Source organism: Sphingomonas sp. LR55, assembly GCF_036856015.1.
GTDB lineage: Bacteria > Pseudomonadota > Alphaproteobacteria > Sphingomonadales > Sphingomonadaceae > Sphingomonas.
Genome location: NZ_JASPFO010000001.1, coordinates 1,242,258 through 1,261,585, shown reverse-complemented (window position 1 = coordinate 1,261,585; position 19,328 = coordinate 1,242,258). Strand labels below are relative to the sequence as shown.

14 protein-coding genes and 4 pseudogenes are annotated in these 19,328 nt (G+C 66.6%); 13 read left to right on the top strand and 5 right to left on the bottom strand.

What is annotated here, in order from left to right; all coding sequences use genetic code 11:
- The first annotated feature begins 34 nt into the window (after positions 1-34).
- Positions 35-961 (top strand): lipoyl synthase, encoded by a 927-nt coding sequence (lipA, locus tag QP181_RS05910; protein WP_333927957.1) that lies wholly within the window; start codon positions 35-37, stop codon positions 959-961.
- A complete protein-coding gene (locus QP181_RS05905) occupies positions 961-1,434 on the top strand; it encodes a type II toxin-antitoxin system RatA family toxin (RefSeq protein WP_333927956.1) in 474 nt (157 codons plus the stop codon). Before lipA ends, QP181_RS05905 begins: the two co-directional genes overlap by 1 nt.
- On the opposite strand, the gene QP181_RS05900 is transcribed toward QP181_RS05905, so the two are convergent.
- The 3 genes and pseudogenes from QP181_RS05900 to QP181_RS05890 form a co-directional block, all read right to left on the bottom strand.
- Positions 1,380-1,895: a CinA family protein gene (locus QP181_RS05900; protein WP_333927955.1), complete on the bottom strand. Its 516-nt coding sequence runs from the start codon at positions 1,893-1,895 to the stop codon at positions 1,380-1,382. The two genes, QP181_RS05905 and QP181_RS05900, sit on opposite strands and share 55 nt — an antisense overlap.
- The gene (locus QP181_RS05895; RefSeq protein ID WP_333927954.1) at positions 1,895-2,419 is read right to left on the bottom strand and encodes a hypothetical protein; all 525 of its coding nucleotides are present in this window, start codon (positions 2,417-2,419) and stop codon (positions 1,895-1,897) included. Before QP181_RS05895 ends, QP181_RS05900 begins: the two co-directional genes overlap by 1 nt.
- Positions 2,416-3,567 (bottom strand): annotated as a pseudogene (locus QP181_RS05890) (bifunctional 2-C-methyl-D-erythritol 4-phosphate cytidylyltransferase/2-C-methyl-D-erythritol 2,4-cyclodiphosphate synthase). Before QP181_RS05890 ends, QP181_RS05895 begins: the two are co-directional and overlap by 4 nt.
- 91 nt (positions 3,568-3,658) lie before the next feature.
- Here QP181_RS05890 and dusB point away from each other — a divergent pair.
- The 7 genes and pseudogenes from dusB to hflX all read left to right on the top strand — a co-directional run bounded on the left by dusB (position 3,659) and on the right by hflX (position 12,796).
- Complete coding sequence (gene dusB, locus QP181_RS05885; protein ID WP_333927953.1) at positions 3,659-4,657, top strand: tRNA dihydrouridine synthase DusB; 999 nt, start codon at positions 3,659-3,661, stop codon at positions 4,655-4,657.
- Positions 4,644-5,706 (top strand): annotated as a pseudogene (locus QP181_RS05880) (two-component system sensor histidine kinase NtrB). Before dusB ends, QP181_RS05880 begins: the two are co-directional and overlap by 14 nt.
- Positions 5,703-7,153 (top strand): annotated as a pseudogene (gene ntrC / locus QP181_RS05875) (nitrogen regulation protein NR(I)). Before QP181_RS05880 ends, ntrC begins: the two co-directional pseudogenes overlap by 4 nt.
- Positions 7,154-7,205: 52 nt before the next feature.
- Positions 7,206-9,479, top strand: coding sequence for a sensor histidine kinase (locus tag QP181_RS05870; protein WP_333927952.1), 2,274 nt, complete (start codon positions 7,206-7,208; stop codon positions 9,477-9,479).
- Positions 9,479-10,853, top strand: a pseudogene (gene ntrX / locus QP181_RS05865) (nitrogen assimilation response regulator NtrX). The gene QP181_RS05870 and the pseudogene ntrX overlap by 1 nt, the downstream one beginning before the upstream one ends.
- Positions 10,854-10,940: 87 nt before the next feature.
- Positions 10,941-11,507 carry an RNA chaperone Hfq gene (gene hfq / locus QP181_RS05860; RefSeq protein WP_443027577.1) on the top strand — a complete coding sequence of 189 codons (567 nt, stop codon included), beginning with the start codon at positions 10,941-10,943 and terminating at the stop codon, positions 11,505-11,507.
- Positions 11,504-12,796, top strand: coding sequence for a GTPase HflX (gene hflX, locus QP181_RS05855; protein ID WP_132734063.1), 1,293 nt, complete (start codon positions 11,504-11,506; stop codon positions 12,794-12,796). The genes hfq and hflX overlap by 4 nt, the downstream gene beginning before the upstream one ends.
- Here the strand turns inward: hflX and mazG are convergent.
- Entirely contained in the window at positions 12,777-13,511 is a 735-nt protein-coding gene (gene mazG / locus QP181_RS05850) for a nucleoside triphosphate pyrophosphohydrolase (RefSeq protein ID WP_333927950.1), read from the bottom strand. The genes hflX and mazG overlap by 20 nt on opposite strands.
- Before the next feature lie 290 nt (positions 13,512-13,801).
- Here mazG and QP181_RS05845 point away from each other — a divergent pair, with 290 nt between their 5' ends.
- From QP181_RS05845 to QP181_RS05830, 4 genes are read left to right on the top strand one after another with little or no spacing between them, the layout of a single operon-like run.
- Positions 13,802-14,479 carry an ABC transporter ATP-binding protein gene (locus QP181_RS05845; RefSeq protein ID WP_333927949.1) on the top strand — a complete coding sequence of 226 codons (678 nt, stop codon included), beginning with the start codon at positions 13,802-13,804 and terminating at the stop codon, positions 14,477-14,479.
- On the top strand, positions 14,476-16,518 hold the full coding sequence (locus QP181_RS05840) for an ABC transporter permease (RefSeq protein ID WP_333927948.1): 2,043 nt from the start codon (positions 14,476-14,478) through the stop codon (positions 16,516-16,518). Before QP181_RS05845 ends, QP181_RS05840 begins: the two co-directional genes overlap by 4 nt.
- A gap of 23 nt (positions 16,519-16,541) precedes the next feature.
- Positions 16,542-16,982, top strand: a complete 441-nt coding sequence (locus tag QP181_RS05835; RefSeq protein WP_333927947.1) for an FtsX-like permease family protein — start codon at positions 16,542-16,544, stop codon at positions 16,980-16,982.
- A complete protein-coding gene (locus QP181_RS05830; protein ID WP_333927946.1) occupies positions 16,982-18,055 on the top strand; it encodes a lipocalin-like domain-containing protein in 1,074 nt (357 codons plus the stop codon). Before QP181_RS05835 ends, QP181_RS05830 begins: the two co-directional genes overlap by 1 nt.
- On the opposite strand, the gene QP181_RS05825 is transcribed toward QP181_RS05830, so the two are convergent.
- Positions 18,031-19,248, bottom strand: a complete 1,218-nt coding sequence (locus QP181_RS05825) for an MFS transporter (protein ID WP_333927945.1) — start codon at positions 19,246-19,248, stop codon at positions 18,031-18,033. The two genes, QP181_RS05830 and QP181_RS05825, sit on opposite strands and share 25 nt — an antisense overlap.
- Positions 19,249-19,328: the final 80 nt, after the last annotated feature.

The window sequence follows — 19,328 nt, the reverse complement described above, 5'->3', positions numbered from 1 at the left end:
TGTCTCAGCGGCAGGGCGGGGCTATCTGGCGTGCATGAACGACATGACCCCGATGGTTGCACCGGTCCGTGCGCGCAAGCCCGACTGGATCCGCGTCAAGGCGCCGACCTCCGCTGGCTTCGCAAAAACGCGTGAGCTCATGCGGTCCAAAAGCCTCACCACCGTGTGCGAAGAGGCGGCGTGTCCGAATATCGGCGAATGCTGGTCGAAGAAGCATGCGACGGTTATGATCCTCGGCGACACGTGCACGCGGGCGTGCGCGTTCTGCAACGTCAAGACCGGCATGCCGCGCGCGGTGGATCGCATGGAGCCGCAGAACGTGGCCGATGCGGCCGCCCAGATGGGGCTCAACCACATCGTCATCACCTCGGTCGATCGTGATGACCTCCCCGATGGCGGTGCGTCGCAGTTCGTGAAGGTCATCCAGGCGATCCGTGCGTCGAACCCGACGACGACGATCGAGATCCTCACGCCCGATTTCCGCAACAAGGCGCAAGCGGCGATCGAGTCGATCGTCGAAGCGCGCCCTGACGTCTACAACCACAATCTTGAGACGGTGCCGCGGCTCTATCCGACGATCCGTCCGGGCGCGCGCTACTACGCGTCGCTGCGCCTCCTGGAGAGCGTGAAGAAGCATGATCCGTCGATCTTCACCAAGTCCGGCGTGATGCTCGGGCTCGGCGAGGAGCGGTTGGAGATCCATCAGGTGATGGACGACATGCGCTGTGCCGACATCGATTTCCTGACGATGGGCCAGTATCTCCAGCCGACGCCGCGTCACGCGAAGGTCGCCGAGTTCGTGCCGCCCAAGGCGTTCGATGCCTATGCCTCGATCGCCCGCGCCAAGGGCTTCCTGCTGGTCGCGTCGTCACCTCTGACCCGGTCGAGCTATCACGCAGGCGACGATTTCGAGAAATTGCGCGCGAACCGCGACATGAAATTGGGCGTCGCGCGCATCTGATGCCGAAGCATTCGGAAACGCGCCATTTGCCCTACACGCCTGAGCAGATGTTCGACTTGGTCGCCGATGTGGGCCGCTATGCCGAGTTCCTGCCTTGGGTCAGCGCGATGCGGGTGCGCTCGAACAGCGAGACGGAGACGCTCGCCGACATGATCGTCGGCTTCAAGGGCCTGCGCGAGACGTTTACGTCGCGCGTGCAGAAGGTGCGCCCGAGCGAACTCACCGTCGATTACGTCGATGGCCCGCTGAAATACCTCCGCAACGAATGGCATTTCCGGCCCGAGCCGCAGGGCTGCGCGGTCGATTTCACCGTCGACTTCGCGTTCAAGAACCGGATGTTCGAGATGATCGCGGGCCAGGTGTTCGGCGCCGCGTTGCGGAAAATGATCGGCGCGTTCGAGACTCGTGCCGCCGAGCTTTACGGTGCGGATGCATCCGGCAGCAAAAGTTCGAGCGCCCACAACGTGGCCTGAAGCCGGATCCCGCCACGACCCAGATTGCCGAAGTCCTTGCGGTCGGCGTGGACGTCGGACGGGTCGCCGCCCTTCTCCGCGCGGCCGAACACGACCGTGCCGACCGGCTTCTTGAGCGAACCGCCACCGGGGCCCGCGACGCCGGTGATCGCGACCGCGATGTCGGCGCCGGACTGCTTGAGTGCAGCCTGCGCCATGCTCCACGCCACTGCGATCGAGACCGCGCCGAACGTTTCGAGCACGTCCGAACTGATCTTGAGCACGCCGAGCTTGGCTTCGTTCGAATAGGTGACAAAGCCCACCTCGAAAACGTCGGACGATCCGGGGATCTCGGTCAGTGCAGCGGCAACGAGGCCACCGGTGCAGCTTTCGGCGACCGCGACGCGGCGACCGATCGCGCGGTTCTGCTCGACGACTTTACGCGCGGCGTCGACGAGTTCGGCGGGAAGGATGGTATCCATCAGCGAGTCTCCACCGGGCAGAGCAGCATCGCGACCGCGGCGATATCACCGCTGCGCGACTTCTGGGATTTGAGGTACCGCAACGTCTCGACGACGATGCCCGCGGTGTTGCGCGGTGGCAAGGGCTGGAGCAGCGTTACCATCCGGTCGATCGTCCCGCAATCGCGCGTCGCGATCCGCCCGACGATCTGCGGGACCAGCAGCGTCGTGAGCAACGGTCGCGCAAACTCCGAGTCGAGCATCGCGTCGACCGCAGGATCGCTGAGCTTGACGATCGCCGCACGGGCCGCGGGCCAAGCTCGGTCGGACTCGATCTGATAGCGATCGATCAGTGCACTCGACTGCGACCGGATAAGGCTGGCGGCGGGAAGCTGTGCCGCGCAGACCCGACCGGTTTCACGGAGGATGTCGGGCATCGCGACGAGCGTCAGCGATTCGGCCTCAGGGCCGGTGATGCACCGCGGTTGCGCCGCTGCGGGGCTGGCGACGAGCGCGATCGCAGTGAGCGTTGCTGCAATCTTCACAAGGACGATCCCGGAACGCGGACGGTCGCAACGGCCTGCGCAGCAATGCCTTCGCCGCGCCCGGTGAAGCCAAGCCGTTCGGTCGTCGTCGCCTTGACGCTGACCCGGTCGAGCGTGAGCCCAAGCAGGTCGGCGATCCGCGCGGTCATCGCAGCCCGATGCGGACCGATCTTCGGTGCCTCGCACATGATCGTCAGGTCGACGAAATCGATCCGGCCTCGCTTGTCGGCGATCAGCTTGGCCGCGTGCTGGAGGAACTGCGCGGAGTCGGCGCCCTTCCACTGCGGATCGCTCGGCGGGAAATGCGTGCCGATATCGCCCGCCGCGATCGTGCCGAGCAGCGCATCGGTCAGCGCGTGGAGCGCGACGTCGGCGTCGCTATGCCCCGACAACCCTTTGTCGTGCGGGATCAGGACGCCGCCGAGCCAGAGTTCTTCGCCGGTTTCGAGCCGGTGGACGTCGAAGCCCATCGCGGTGCGGGTCTCGTACGCGACACGCGCCTCGGCGGCCGCGAAATCTTCGGGATGGGTGACTTTCTCGAGCATCGCCGAGCCCTGCACCAACGCGACGCCGACGCCAAGCCGTCGCACCATCTGCGCGTCGTCCGTCGCTTCTTCATCCGCCGGCCAGACGGCATGCGCGGCGCGCAACGCTTCCACGGCGAAGGCTTGAGGAGTTTGCACCCGGTTGAGGTCCGCGCGGGGCACGATGTCACCCAGCAGGCCACTGCCGCGCGCGAGCGTATCGGTCACCGGGAGCACTGGAATCGCCGCGTCCCTAATCTTCAAGGCGGCGACGAGCGAGATCGATAACCGCGGCAGGCAGGAAGGGGCGGGCGGCGTCGTGGATCAACACATGCGTTGCACCGCCGACTGCCGCAACCCCGTTCGCGACCGACTCGCGCCGGGTCGCACCACCAATGACGATCGTCGCATCGCGCCCCAGGGCGTCGATCGCCATCGCCTGCTGCCCTTCGGCCACGACGACGATCGTCTCGGCAATCGAAGGATGCGCGGCGAACGCGGCGTGCGAATAGGCGATCATCGGTCGCCCACCGATCCGCGCATATTGCTTGGGAACCGATCCCCGGCGCGCACGCCGGTTCCGGCTGCGACGATGATCGCGACGATACGCTGTCCCTGTGTCATCCCCGCGACCTAGCGGTTCGCCCCCGCGCTCGCCAGTCTTGCGAGAAACGGCCAGACAGGGTAGGGCCGTGCCTCTTTTTCAGGCACATTCATGCGTAATCTATCCCCCATCCAGATCGGTCCCGTCCGGATCGAAAGCCCCGTCGTGCTCGCGCCGATGACCGGCGTCACCGACATGCCGTTCCGCACGCTCGTGCGACGCTATGGCTCGGGCCTCAACGTCACCGAGATGGTGGCGAGCCAGGCCGCGATCCGCGAGACCCGCCAGTCGCTCCAGAAGGCGGCGTGGGATCGGCTGGAAGAGCCGGTGTCGATGCAGCTGATCGGCTGCACCCCGTACGAGATGGGCGAGGCCGCCAAGCTCAGTCAGGATCGCGGCGCGGCGATCATCGACATCAACATGGGCTGCCCGGTGCGGAAAGTCGTCAACGGCGATGCGGGCTCGGCGCTGATGCGCGACACCAAGCTCGCCAGCGCGATCATCGAAGCGACGGTCAAGGCGGTCGACGTGCCCGTGACGTTGAAGATGCGGATGGGCTGGTGCCACGACAGCCTCAACGCCCCAGACCTCGCGCGGATCGCCGAGGACCTCGGCATCAAGCTGATCACCGTTCACGGCCGCACCCGCAACCAGATGTACAAAGGCAGCGCCGACTGGGGCTTCGTCCGGAAGGTCAAGGACGCGGTCAGCGTGCCGGTGATCGTCAACGGCGACATCTGCACCATCGAGGACGCCGAAGCCGCGATGGACCAGTCCGGCGCCGACGGCCTGATGATCGGTCGGGGCAGCTACGGCCGACCCTGGGTGCTCGGCCAGGTGATGGAGTGGTTCGCCACCGGCCGCCGTATCGAAGACCCGTCGATCACCGAGCAATATGACGCGATCGCAGGGCATTACGAGGCGATGCTCGAACATTACGGGATCGAGACCGGCGTTAACATGGCGCGGAAACATATCGGCTGGTACACCAAGGGGCTGCCCGGTTCGGCGGAGTTCCGCAACAAGGTCAACCAGGTCCCCGATCCCAAACAGGTCAAGGCCATGCTGGCCGAGTTCTACGCTCCCTGGCGCGAACTTGCAGCGGCCTGATACGCAATCCCGGGGGCGGCCAGGCTTTGCGGAGCTGTTTGCGGCTCTTCCGGTCGCGGTCGTCGTCGTCGATCCCGACCACCGTGTCGCGCACGCCAATGCGCTTGCCGAACAACTGCTGAACTTGTCCGAGCGGCTGATGATCGGCCAGCCGCTCGACGCGATCATCCCGCCGCCCGACGATCCACGCAACCGCGATGGCCACGGCCTGGCCGTCTACGACACCGAGATAGCAACCGCGCGCGGCGTCAAGATCCGCGTCGATTTTGCCGAGACACAGATCGCCGACTATCCCGGCTGGCGCGCGATCACGCTGCACTCCGCCGCGACCTCGCGGCGCCTCGGCCATTCCGCGGACCGCGCGGCCGGCGCGCGCGGCGGTCGGTGCGGCGGCAATGCTGGCGCACGAGATCAAGAACCCGCTGTCGGGCATCCGCGGCGCGGCGCAATTGCTCGGTGCCGGTGAGCTTACCACGCTGATCGTGACCGAGGTCGATCGCATCGCAGCGCTGATCGACCGGATGCAGGACTTTAGCGACACGCGGCCGCTGCCACTCGCCAGCGAGAACATCTATCCGCTGCTCGGCCATGCCCGCCGGCTCGCGCTCGCCGGGTTTGCACGCGGCATCACGATCGAGGAACGCTTCGATCCCTCGCTTCCGCCAGCCCAGATCAACCGTGACGCGCTGCTTCAGATCATCATAAACCTGCTCAAGAACGCGCGCGAAGCCGTTCGAGACGAACGCGAACCCCGCATCGTCATGACGACCGCCTACCGTCACGGCATTACCGTCAGCTCGGGCCCGGGCAAACCGCGCCTGCCGCTGCCGATCGAGATCTGCGTGTTCGACAATGGGCAGGGCGCGCCCGCCGACATCGCCGATCACCTGTTCGATCCGTTCGTCTCCGGCCGTCGCGAAGGACAGGGGCTAGGTCTCGCGCTGGTCGACAAGCTCACGCGCGACATGGGCGGGATCGTCCAATATGCCCGCGAAGGAAATCCCGAGATGACCGTCCTCCGCCTGTTACTGCCAAGGGCCGCATCATGAGCACCGTCCTGGTCGTCGACGACGATGCCGCGATCCGCACCGTCGTCGCGCAGGCACTCCGCCGGGCGGGGCATGACGTCACCGTCGCCGACAGTCTGGCGCAACTCGAACGCGCGCTCGCCGTGTCTCTCCCCGACGTCCTCGTCACCGACGTCATTCTCCCCGACGGCGACGGCATCGATCACGTCCGCAGCGTCGCCGCGCGCTTTCCGCTGCTGCCGATCATCGTCCTCTCGGCCCAGAACACGCTGACCACCGCAGTCCGCGCCGCCGAGGTCGGCGCGTATGAATACCTGCCCAAGCCGTTCGACCTCGACGTCCTCACCCGTGCGGTCGCCGGTGCGCTCGCCCGTGGCGGCATGGTCAGCGAGGATGCGCTCCACGACGCGGATCGCGCGCTCCCGCTGATCGGGCGCTCGGCGGCGATGCAGGACGTCTATCGGATCATCGCCCGGGTCGTCTCGAACGACCTGACCGTGCTGATCTCGGGCGAATCGGGCACCGGCAAGGAACTCGTCGCGCGCGATCCACGATCTGGGGCCACGCAACGCCGCGCCGTTCGTAGCCATCAATATGGCCGCGATCCCGCGCGAACTGATCGAGGCCGAACTGTTCGGTCATGAGCGCGGTGCCTTCACCGGCGCGGCAACGCGCAATGCCGGGCGGTTCGAGCAGGCGTCGGGCGGCACGTTGTTCCTCGACGAGATCGGCGACATGCCGATGGAGGCGCAGACGCGACTTCTCCGCGTGCTTCAGTCGGGCGAGTTCACCAGCGTGGGCGGGGCAAGGACGATCTCGCGTCGACGTCCGTATCGTCGCCGCAACCAACCGCGATCTGGCATCGCAGGTCGCCAATGGCCAGTTCCGCGAAGACCTGTTCTACCGCCTCAACGTCGTGCCGATCACGCTGCCAGCACTCCGTGAGCGGCGGCAGGACATCGCCTTGCTCGCGCGCCACTTCCTCGATCACGCCGCCATGCAAGGCCTGCCACGCCGTCAACTCGGCAGCGATGCGCTCACCGAACTGGGCGCGCACGACTGGCCCGGCAATGTCCGCGAACTCGAGAACCTGATGCGTCGTCTCGCTGTGCTGGCGCGTGACGAGGTGATCGGCGCCGAGGCGATCCGGGCGATGATCGGCACGCAGGCGGCGTCGGGCGAAGCGGTCGAGATCGAGATCGGCCAGGCGGTCCGCGCGATGATCGACCGGATCGCGCGCGAAGATCCTGCATCGCTCGACGATGGCACGCTCTACGACCGCGTGATCGGTGAAGTCGAACGCCCGCTGATTGAGGCAATGCTCGCGCGCCACGGCCAGAACCAGCTTCGCGCGGCGCGCGCGCTCGGGATCAACCGCAATACGCTCCGCAAAAGGCTCGATACGCTCGGCATCCATATCGATAGCGGTGTCGATGCGCAGCGCGGTGACGAGGCGGAACGGCGCTGATCCTGTCATTATGTGGTTTCCTGGCAACGGTTGACGTTGTATCGGGGCAACGATGATCGCTTCCGCGACGCTACCGATGGATGATGACGGGCCCGCGCACCGGTTCGCGGTGACGCCTGCGGTCGAAGCGCTTGTGCTGGGCGTCGCGATCGCGATCGCCGTGGCCAGCTATTTCGTCATCACCGGCTCCGACGCGCCGCAGCGTCTGTTGGCCCCGCCGCTCGTCGCGCTGCTGCTCGTCGCCAATCTCGTGCCAGGAATCGCCCTGCTCATGCTGCTGGGGCGGCGCGTGGCGATGCGGCGTGCAGCACGCTCGCCGGTCGGTGGCGGCGGTCGTCTCCACGTTCGCCTCGTCGCACTCTTCTCGATCGTTGCGGCGGTGCCGATGCTGCTGGTGACGATCTTTGCGTCGCTGCTGTTCCAGTACGGCGTCCAGTTCTGGTATTCCGACCAGGCGCGCGGGATGCTCGAGAATGCGACCGGGCTCGCCCAGTCGTCCTACGCCCGCCAGCTCAACCGATGGCAGGAAGCCACCGTGACGATGGCGAGCGACATGTCCGCCTATCTCCGCGAACGCTCGCTGCAGAGCCCGGACTTTTCCGGCTGGTTCCTCCAGCAGGTCTATTTTCGCAGCCTGTCGGAAGCGGCTTTGTTCAAGCTGTCTCCTCAGCAGGGGATCCAGACGCTGGCGATCGTCAACCCGTACGAGATCGACTTTACGCGTCGCGTCACCCCCTCGGCGATCGCCGAGCTACGGTCGGGCAAGAGCGCGGTCGTGGCGGTGACGGGCGATCGTATCCAGACGATCACGATGCTGCCGGGATCTGACGAGCTGTTCCTCTATGCGGGCCGCGTCGAGGATACGAAATTACTGTCCGAACAGACCACGCGTGCGAACGACGTGTTGAAGAGTTATCGATCGCTTCTGGCCAGGGCGCGCAGCCTGCAACTGCAGTTCAATGCGGCACTGCTGCTGATCTCGTTGCTGATCGTCGGGATTGCTGTGTGGATCGCGCTCGCAGTTGCGGATCGCCTCGTCCGGCCGGTCGGCGAACTCGTCGACGCCGCACGCCGGGTGGCAGGTGGCGACCTGACCGCGCGCGTCCCCGATCCGCGCAGCCGCGACGAGGTCGGCACGCTCGCCAACGCGTTCAACCAGATGACCGGGCAGCTGGAGGCGCAGAACACCGAACTCGTCACCGCCAACGGCCAGCTCGAAAGCCGTCGCGCGCTGATCGAGGCGGTGATGGCGGGCGTTTCCGCGGGCGTCGTCGCGACCGGACGCGAGCGGACGATCACGATCGCCAATGATTCGGCGACGACGTTGCTCGGTACCGATGCCGGCGGGCTGGTCGGTCGTCGTCTGGTCGACATCGCGCCCGAGCTCGACGCGATGCTCGATGGCAGCGACCGCGAGGCGATCGTCGAAGTCGGGCAGGGTGGTGACGTCCGCACGCTGGCGGTGCGGATCGCGCGGCCTGCGACGGGCCCGATCCTGACCTTCGACGATATCACGCAGCAACTGCTCGATCAGCGGCGTGCGGCCTGGTCCGACGTCGCGCGGCGGATCGCGCACGAGATCAAGAACCCGCTGACCCCGATCCAGCTTGCCGCCGAACGCCTGCAACGGCGCTATGGCGCAAAGACCGAGATGCAGGACGGCACCTTCTCGCGGCTGACCGACACGATCATACGTCAGGTCGGCGATCTCCGCCGGATGGTCGACGAGTTCTCGTCGTTCGCACGGATGCCAAAGCCCGTCTTCCGCGAGGAATCGCTGGTCGACGCCGCGCGGCAGGCGCTTTTCCTGCACGAGGTGGCGCACCCCGCAATCGGCTTCCATCTGGTCAATGACGATCCCGGCCTCGCGCTCGTTTGCGATCGTCGCCAGATCGGTCAGGCCCTCACGAACCTCGTGAAGAACGCGGTCGAAGCCATTGAGGCAAAGGGTGAACCCGGCGGTTCGGTCACCATGACGCTGAGCCAGGATCCGGGCCGCAGCGTGACCATTGCGCTGGCCGACACGGGCATCGGCCTGCCCATCGATCGCGACCGGATCATGGAGCCCTATGTCACGACACGGGCGCGTGGCACCGGTCTCGGGCTTGCCATCGTCAAGAAGATCATTGAGGAACATTGTGGCACGATCGGGTTCTCCGATCGACCGGGTGGCGGCACGCTCGTCACCATGATCTTCGATATCAGGGCGCTGACCGCGCTCGACCAAGGGGGCCTGGATCAAGGGGGCTCGACGCAAGAGGGCCGCTACCCGAGGGGCAGGGGATGGCCAACTCGCCACCATGACTCGCAACCGGACATGATTTGATGGCGCTCGATATTCTCGTCGTGGACGACGAACGTGACATTCGCGAACTGGTCGCCGGCGTCCTGGAGGACGAAGGCTATGCGACGCGCGATGCTGGCGACAGCGACAGCGCGCTAGAGGCGATTGCCGCGCGGCGACCATCGCTGGTGCTGCTCGACGTCTGGCTGCAAGGCTCGCGGCTCGACGGGCTAGAATTGCTCGACGAGATCAAGCGGCGCGATCCGTCGATCCCGGTGCTGGTGATCTCGGGCCACGGCAACCTCGACACTGCGGTCGCCGCCATCCGCCGCGGCGCGTCCGATTTCATCGAAAAGCCGTTCGAGGCCGAGCGCCTGTTGCTGATGGTCGCGCGCGACCGAGACCGAGCGGCTGCGTCGTGAGGTCGCGACGTTGCGAGCAACCGTCGGCCGCGAGACCGATCTCACCGGCAGTTCGGGATCGATCAACGGCGTCCGCGCCACGCTGAAGCGCGTCGCCGCGACCGGCAGCCGCGTGCTCATCATGGGCGGGGCAGGGGTCGGCAAGGAAGTCGCCGCCCGGCTGTTGCACGGCTGGAGCCTGCGCACCGACGCGCCGTTCATCGTCGTCAGCGCCGCACGGATGACCCCGGAGCGCGTCGACGAGGAGCTGTTCGGCGTCGAGGAAGCGGGTGATCTCGTCCGTCCCGGCCTGTTCGAGCAGGCACATGGCGGCACGCTGTTCCTCGACGAGATCGCCGACATGCCGATCACCACGCAGGCGAGGATACTGCGCGCGCTGACCGACCAGAGTTTCACACGCGTTGGTGGCACCCGGGTGGTCAAGGTCGACGTTCGCGTCGTCTCTGCGACGGCCCGCGATTTGGTGTTCGAGATCGCCGAGGGTCGGTTCCGCGAAGACCTGTATTACCGCCTCAATGTTGTCCCCGTGACGATCCCGCCGCTGTCCGATCGCCGCGAGGACATCCCCGCGCTGGTCCAGCATTTCATCGCGCATTACGCGTCCGAACGCCGCGTGCCGACGCCCGAGATCGCAGCCGACGCGATGGTCGCGCTGCAATCCTACGACTGGCCCGGTAACGTCCGCCAGCTGCGCAACGTCGTCGAGCGGACGATCATCCTCGCACCGGGCGACCGGATCGGCCGGATCGACATCGACCTGTTGCCCGCCGAAGTGCTTGGCGATCAGGGCGACATGGGCGCCGCGGGCGGCACCGCGATCATGGGATCGCCGCTGCGGGAAGCACGGGAGACGTTCGAACGCGAATATCTCCGCGTCCAGATCCGGCGCTTTTCGGGCAACATCTCGCGGACGGCGAGCTTCATCGGCATGGAGCGATCGGCGCTTCACCGCAAACTGAAGCTCCTCGGCATCACCGAAACACGCGACGAATAAGGCGCCGCAATTTCGCCCCCTCTGGAACTATTGCGGTGGCGATCATAGATCATATACGGTGCCCGGTAACCGGGCGCATCTCCGACGCTGGGAAACAGCGCCTTGCGGGCAAAGTCCCGCCAAAAACAAAGGGTTATCCCATTGGCCGATAAACCAGGCTCGCTTCAGGACCTCTTCCTGAATGCACTCCGGCGCTCCAAGACGCCGGTCACGATGTTCCTCGTCAAGGGCGTTAAGCTCCAGGGCATCGTCACATGGTTCGATAATTTTTCCGTGCTGCTCCGCCGCGACGGCCAGTCGCAGCTGATCTACAAGCACGCCATTTCGACGATCATGCCCGCCGGACCGATGGACGTGTCGGCAATCGTCGACGCGGTCGGAGAGAACCAGAAGAAGCATCCGCTGTTGCAGGATATTTTCCTCAACGCGGTGCGCAAGTCCGAAGACAGCGTGACGATGTTCCTGATCAATGGCGTCATGCTGCAGGGCCAGATCGCCGGCTTCGACCTGTTCTGCATGCTGCTTCAGCGCGAGGGCATGGCACAGCTCGTCTATAAGCACGCGGTATCGACGATCCAGCCGGCGCGCCCGCTGAACCTCGCCGAGGAACCCACTGATACGGATGATGCCGATGACGCGGACCAAGACGATTGAGTAGCGGTTTCGAACGCGATCGGGACGAGTTCACCCGCGGTACGCGCGCGATCGTGGTGTTACCCGATCAGGGTGATGCGTCGCGCGACGTCGATGCCCGTCTCGAGGAGACCGCTGGTCTTGCTGCGGCGATCGGCGTCGAGGTCGTCGAGCGAATCGCCTACCGCGTTCGCCAGCCCAAGCCGGCGACGTTGATCGGCAGCGGGCAGGTCGAACTGCTCGCGACCCAGGTGCGGATGGAAGAGGCGGGGCTCGTCGTGTTCGACGCGAGCCTCAGCCCGGTCCAGCAGCGCAATCTCGAAAAGGCGCTCGAAACCAAGGTCATCGATCGCACCGGGCTGATCCTCGAGATCTTCGGCGAGCGCGCAGCGACCGCCGAGGGGCGCCTGCAGGTCGAACTCGCGCATCTCGATTATCAGGCCGGCCGGCTGGTACGGAGCTGGACCCATCTCGAACGCCAGCGCGGTGGCTTCGGCTTCCTCGGCGGTCCGGGCGAGACCCAGATCGAGGCGGATCGCCGCCTGATCCGCGATCGGATGGCCCGGTTGAAGCGTGAGTTGGAGCAGGTCAGCCGTACGCGTGGTCTCCACCGCGAACGGCGCCAGCGTGCGCCGTGGCCGGTGATTGCGCTCGTCGGCTACACCAATGCGGGCAAGTCGACGCTGTTCAACCGGCTGACCGGCGCCGACGTCATGGCGGAGGACCTGCTGTTCGCCACGCTCGACCCGACGTTGCGGCAGATCCAGTTGCCCGGCATCGACAAGGCGATTCTCTCCGACACGGTGGGGTTCGTCTCGGACCTGCCGACGCAGCTGGTCGCCGCGTTCAAGGCGACGCTCGAGGAGGTGGTCTCTGCCGATCTGCTCGTCCACATTCGTGATATCGCGCATCCCGATACCGAGGCGCAGCGGACCGACGTCGAGACCGTGCTGGCCGAAATCGGTGTGGACGAGAACACGCCGCGGTTCGAGGTTTGGAACAAGCTCGACCTGCTCGATGCCGATACGCATGACGAGATCGCCGGCCAAGCCGCGCACCGCGACGACGTCGTCGCCATCTCGGCGCTGAGCGGGGAAGGGGTGGATGAGTTGATCCACCAGGTCGCCGCCAAGCTGACCGGCGCGCATCGTCGCTACAGCATCACGCTCGACGCAACCGACGGGGCGGGGGCGGCATGGCTGCATGCTCACGGTGAGGTGCTTGGCAGCTTGGACGACGAACTCGAGACCACGTATGACGTGCGGCTGTCCGAAAACGACTACGATCGGTTCATCCGCCGCGACGCTTGACCGCCTGCCAAAGGGCTTCCTTCTGATCGAGTGTCATGGCGGCGAAAGCATCGCCGCCATCGGCCTCGATCGCCCGGAACCGCGCCTCGAACTTCGCATTGCCGGCGCGTAACGCCGCCTCCGGATCGACGCCGAGATGCCGCGCCCAGTTCGTCACGGCAAACAGCAGGTCGCCGATCTCTTCTGCCACCGTGTCTGAACCAGCCTCGCGAACCTCTTGGATTTCCTCGACGATCTTTGCGATAGGCCCCTCCACATCGGGCCAGTCGAACCCAATACGGGCGGCACGCTTCTGGAGTTTCTCGGCGCGGGAGAGAGCGGGCAGGCCGACCGCGACGCCGGCCAGCGCACTCGGATCCGGTTTCTCCGCACGCTCAGCCGCCTTGATCGTTTCCCATCCCGGCGAGGTCGCGGCATCGCCGAAGATATGCGGATGGCGGCGCTCCATCTTGTCGCTGATCGCGGCGACGACATCGGCCAATGTGAACGCGCCCGATTCCTCGGCGATGCGGCTGTGGAACACGACCTGGAGCAGCAGGTCGCCCAGTTCGTCCTTGAGATCGACTGGATCGTCGCGTGCGATCGCATCGGCGACCTCATACGCTTCCTCGATCGTGTAGGGCGCGATCGTCGACCAGGTCTGCACGCGGTCCCACGCGCAACCGTCGACCGGATCGCGCAACCGCGCCATGATGGACACCAACCGTTCGATCATCGAAATCATCTGCCTGTCATCAACCTATCGTATCGCCATAGCGCGCGACGTTACCAAAGCGCGACGCTCATTGCGCTGCTGACAGGCAATTGGTGGCCGGAGATCACGAACGCTCTGTATCCGATATCAATCTCACCATCTCTGCAAGATCGATAATATATATTATGTTAAATCAAATATAGTATTGGGCGGGTGAGGCCCATGCTGCTCGCGGCATATGCGTCGGAAAAGCAACCTAGCTCACTATCGCGTCACTGTCGCCAGCTCGGCGCACATGGCATGAGCGACGTATGATTGACGATAGCTTTCTGCGCGTTGCGGGTCTTGCAAAGTCGGTGCCCGGTGGTCGCGAGCTGTTCCGCAATCTCGACCTGGTCGCCCAGCGTGGCCAGTTGATCGCGATCGTCGGCGAGAGCGGTGTAGGAAAATCGACGCTGCTCAATATTCTCGCCGGTCTCGACCGCGCCGATGCCGGGCATGTCATGGTCGAGGGCGTCGATCTCGGATCGCTCGATGAAGCCGCGTTGACCCGTCTCCGTGCGACGCGGGTCGGCTTCGTGTTCCAGGCGTTTCACGTCCTGCCGTATCTGACGCTGCGTCAAAACGTCGCTTTGCCGCTCGCGCTCGTGTCCGCCGATCGCAAGGCGCTCGCCGCGCGCGCCGACGATATGCTTGATCGCGTCGGTCTTGGCGCTCGCGGCGACGGCTATGCGCGCGATCTGTCGGGTGGCGAATTGCAGCGCGTCGCGATCGCTCGCGCCTTTGTGCATCGCCCCGCAATCATCCTCGCCGACGAGCCGACCGGCAATCTCGATCCCGATACCGCGGCAAGTGTTCTCGACCTGTTCTCAACGGCAGTCCGCGAGGACGGGGCCGCGGCGATCATCGTCACGCATTCCGAAGCCGCCGCGGCGATTGCGGATGTCGTCCTGACACTGACCGCGACGGGTCTGGAACGGCGGCCGTGAGCCTGGTATCGGCGCGGCTTGCGCTAGGTTGGTTGATCGGCGGGGAATGGCGTGCGCACCCTGCCCGGCTTGCCCTCACCGCGGTTGCGATCGCGATCGGCGTGGCGCTCGGATTCGCGGTTCATCTCGTCAACGGGTCGGCGCTGACGTCGTTCGAAGGCGCGCTGCGGACCGTCAACGGCAGCGCGGATGTCCAGGTCAACGCGACCACACCGCTGGGCTTTGACGAGGCGCTGTACGCTAGGGTCTCGACTGCGTCCGGCGTCGCCGATGCAAGTCCGGTCGTCGTGCTACGCGCCACAGCCGGCAAGGCGCGCTTCACGCTGCTGGGTCTCGACGTGATTCGCGCGGCTCAGGTTACGCCGTCGCTGGTCGGCATCGCGCCCGCCGGGATCGACCGTCGCACCGACGACGCGTTCGATGAACAAGCGCTGTTCCTCTCGTCAGCGGCGATGCGCGCTATCGGCACCAAGCCGGGCGACAGGCTGACCGTCGCCGCGAACGGTCGGGCCACGCCGTTGCGCATCGCCGGTTCCCTTCCCGGCGTCGCGGAAGGCCAGGCGATCGGCGTCGTCGACATCGCCACTGCGCAGTGGCGGTTCGGCAGGCTGGGCCGGCTGGACCGGATCGACGTCAAGCAGGCAGATGGGGCCTCGACAGCCGCGCTCGCCACGATCCTGCCGCGCGACGCAACCATCGGGACCAGCGCCAGCGATGCCTCACGCAGCGACGCGCTGTCGCGTGCCTATCGCGTCAATCTCGACATGCTCGCGCTCGTCGCATTGCTGACCGGCGGCTTTCTGGTGTTCTCCGCGCAATCGCTGTCGGTCGCACGCCGGCTGCGCGCCTTCGCACTGATCCGCACGCTTGGCCTGCCACGCAACGGGATCGTCGCCACCGTCGCGCTCGAAGGTCTCGCGATCGGCGTGATCGGGGCGAGCCTTGGACTGCTGCTCGGTTATGCGCTCGCCTATGCCGCACTGACCCGGTTCGGTGGCGATCTCGGCGCAGGCTATTTCGCCGATGGCAGCGTCCGTCTGACCTTCGCCCCAGCCGCTGCGGTCGGGTTCTTTTCGCTCGGCCTGCTCGCAGCGGTCGCGGGCAGCGTCCTCCCGGCGCGTATCGCCGCCCGTGCCGCGCCAGCTGCGGCGTTGCGCAATGCGGGCGACGTGATCGATCCGCGCACGCCGGTCCCCTGGATCCCTGCCGCGGTCCTGATCGCGGTCGGCGGCGTCGCGGCGCTGCTTCCGGCGATCGGCGGGCTGCCATTGTTCGGGTTCGCCAGCATGGCGCTGATCCTTGCGGGCGGCATCGCCGGCATGCCCTGGCTCGCGCGGACGTTGCTGAGCCCCCTCGCCCGCCGCCCGGACCGCAACGTCGCAACGGGCCTCGCAATCCGTCATCTTCACGGCGCCCCCGGCCAGGCCGCCACCGCGCTGTGCGGGATCGTCGCCAGTACCGCGCTGATGATCGCGATGGCGGTAATGGTCACCAGCTTCCGCGGCGCGGTCGACGAATGGCTCGGCCAGATCCTGTCGGACGACCTGTATCTGCGGGTCGAGGGTGGCACCGGCTATGATCCCGCCGCGCAGGCGGTCCTCCGCGCGACGCCCGGCGTGGCCCGCATCGCGTTCAGCCGTCAGGTGCCGCTCACGCTTCGCGCCGATCGTCCGCCCGTGACTCTGATCGCCCGTCCGGTCGCTGACGGCGAGGATCCGACGCTGGTATTGCTCGACAAGGCCGAGCGTCTCCCCGCCGGCACGACACCGATCTGGCTCTCCGAACCTGCCGCCCGGCTTTATGGCTGGAAGGTCGGCGCACCCGTCACGTTGCCGCTCGCCGGTCGCTATGCGGTCGCCGGCATTTGGCGCGACTATGCCCGACAGCAGGGAGCGATAGTGATCCGCGACACCGACTATGCGAAGGCGACGGGCGACCTTACCCGCACCGAGGCGGCGATCACGCTTCGCCCCGCCGCCAACGCCCGCGAAGTCCAACGCGCGCTCGCCGCCCGCTCCCCCGCGCGCTCGCCAGCCTGATCTCGATCGCCCAACCGGCGACATTGCGCCGCTACGCGCTCGAGCTGTTCGACCGCAGCTTCGCCGTCACCTATCTGCTCGAGGCGGTTGCGATCCTCGTCGGGCTGGCCGGGGTCGCAGCGACGATGTCCGCGCAGACCATCGCCCGTACGCGCGAGTTCGGCATGCTCCGCCACATCGGCGTCTCGAAACGCCAGATCATCGCGATGCTGGCGAGCGAAGGCGCGCTGCTCGGGCTGGTCGGTGGGATCGCCGGGATCGCGCTCGGCGGCATCATGGCGCAGGTCCTCGTCCACGTTATCAATCCCCAGTCGTTCAATTGGACGATGGCAACGCGGGTGCCCTGGGGTATCGTCGTCAGCGTCGCAGGCGCACTGGTCATTGCCGCCGCCGGCACCGCCACGCTCGCCGGACGCCGCGCGATTGCCGCCGACGCGGTCCGCATGGTTAGGGAGGATTGGTGATGCGCCGCTCGGTCAAATCCGTTCTCACCGTCGCCGCGCTTGCGCTGACCGCCGCAACGCCCGCCGCGACCGATTATCCCGTCGTCCGCCCCGGCGCGCGCTTCGTCTTCCCCCGCGAGCACGGCGCCCACCCCGCATTCCGTACCGAATGGTGGTACGTCACCGGCCTGCTCAAGACCCGCGAAGGCCGCGATCTCGGCTTCCAGATCACCTTCTTCCGCACCACACCCAAAACCGACGCCGCCAACCCCAGCCGGTTCGCGCCAAAGCAGATTTTGTTCGCGCATGCCGCCTTGTCGGACCCGAACATCGGCCATCTACTCCACGGCGAACGCGCAGCCCGCGCCGGCTTCGGCCTAGCCCAGGCGCGGATCGGCGACACCGACGTGACCTTGCGCGACTGGCGGATCCGCCGCCTCCCCGACGGTCGCTTCGTCACCAATGTCGCGACGCCCGACTTCGCGCTCGCGCTGACCTTCACTCCACGCCAATCCCCGCTGCTCGAAGGCCAGGATGGCTACAGCCAGAAGGGGCCCCGCCCCGAGCAGGCGAGCTATTATTACTCGGTCCCGCACCTCGTCGTAACGGGAAGCCTCACGCGCGACAGGAAGGCGCAACCGGTCACCGGCCAGGCGTGGCTCGATCGCGAATGGTCGTCGGATTATCTCGGCGGCGGTGCGGTCGGCTGGGACTGGACGGGGCTGAACCTCGACGATGGCGGCGCGCTGATGGCGTTCCGGATCCGAGGGGCTGGCGGCAAACAGGTGTGGGCGGGCGGCTCGCTCCGTCGCGCAGACGGCCGCGTCGTCCGGTTCGCGCCCGGCGACGTCCGTTTCGATCCGCTCAGGCAGTGGCGCTCGCGGCGCACCGGCGCGCTCTACCCCGTCACGCAACGGCTCAGCATCCGCCTGCCCGAAGGCGTCCGCCGGTTCGACCTGAACCCGCTATTCGCCGATCAGGAGCTCGACGCACGGCGCAGCGGCATGCCGGTCTATTGGGAGGGCGCGGTCCGCACGGCCGGCGGCAGCGGCTATCTCGAACTCACTGGTTACGCGGATCCGCTCAGGATGTGATCGCCGCGCGGCTCGGTCAGGAACAGCGCGAACGCCGCCACCGCCAGCCCGCCGCCAACCGCCATCGTCGCGGTCCAGCCGCCATGATACAGGCTGAACGACGCCAGCATCGATCCCGCCGCCCCGCCGAGGAACACGACGGTCATGTAGATCGCATTGATCCGCCCGCGCGCCTCGGGCGCGATCGAATAGATCACGCGCTGGCCGAGCACCTGGTTCAACTGCGTCGCGGCATCGAGCAGCACCGCCGCGAGCGCCAGCACGATCAGCATGTGCACTGCGCCCGCCCAGCCCGCGACCATGCAGGCGAGGATAGCGCTGCCCAGCGCGATCCCGGTCCCTATCCGGATATAGCCGCGGTCCCCCAACCGGCCGGCGATCGGCGCGGTCAGCGCACCGCCCGCTCCCGCCAGCGCGAACAGAGCGATACCGACTTGTCCCAGACCGAACTGCCGCGCGAGCACCAGCGGCACCGCGGTCCAGAACAGGTTGAAGATCGCGAACATCGTCGCCTGATACGCGGTCCGCCGCCGGATCGCCGGCGTCCGCGCGAGCAGCCGGAAGCTCGACGCAAGGATCTGGCCATAGCCGAGACCCGGGCTCGGTCGCCGCTCGGGCAGCATCTTGGCCAGCAACAGCGCGAGTGCGACCATCGCCACCGCCGACACGGCAAAGATCGCGCGCCATCCGGCGACCGACGCGAGCCCGCTCGCCAGCGGCCGTGCCAGCATGATCCCGGTGATCAGCCCCGCCATGATGTTGCCGATCACCTGGCCGCGCTTGGCATCTGGGGCCAGATGCGCGGCGAGCGGCACCATGATCTGCGCACCGACCGAACAGAAGCCGGTAACGAACGAGAATAGCAGGAAACTCATCGCGCCGGTCGAGAACACCACGCCAATCAGGCCGACCGTCGTCCCGGCGACCATCATAAGGATCAGTCGGCGATTTTCCACCAGATCGGCGAGCGACACGATCAGCAGCAGGCCCGCGCCATAGCCGAGCTGCGTCAGCGTCACGATCAGCCCGGCGGTGCTGCCGTGAAGCCCTAGCGCCGGCGCGATCTCGCCGATCAGCGCCTGTGCGTAATAGAGGTTGGCCACCATCATCCCGCACGCGACCGCGAACACGGTGGTCAAAGCGGGCGTCATTCCGGAGGAAGTCTCGGGCGTCTTGCTGTCGGTATCCGTCATTGCGGTCGCGTTTACGGAAATGCCGTCGCCCGCGCTAGCGTAGCATCTGGAAACCTGTCGCGACCCTCGCTAGGCCGATC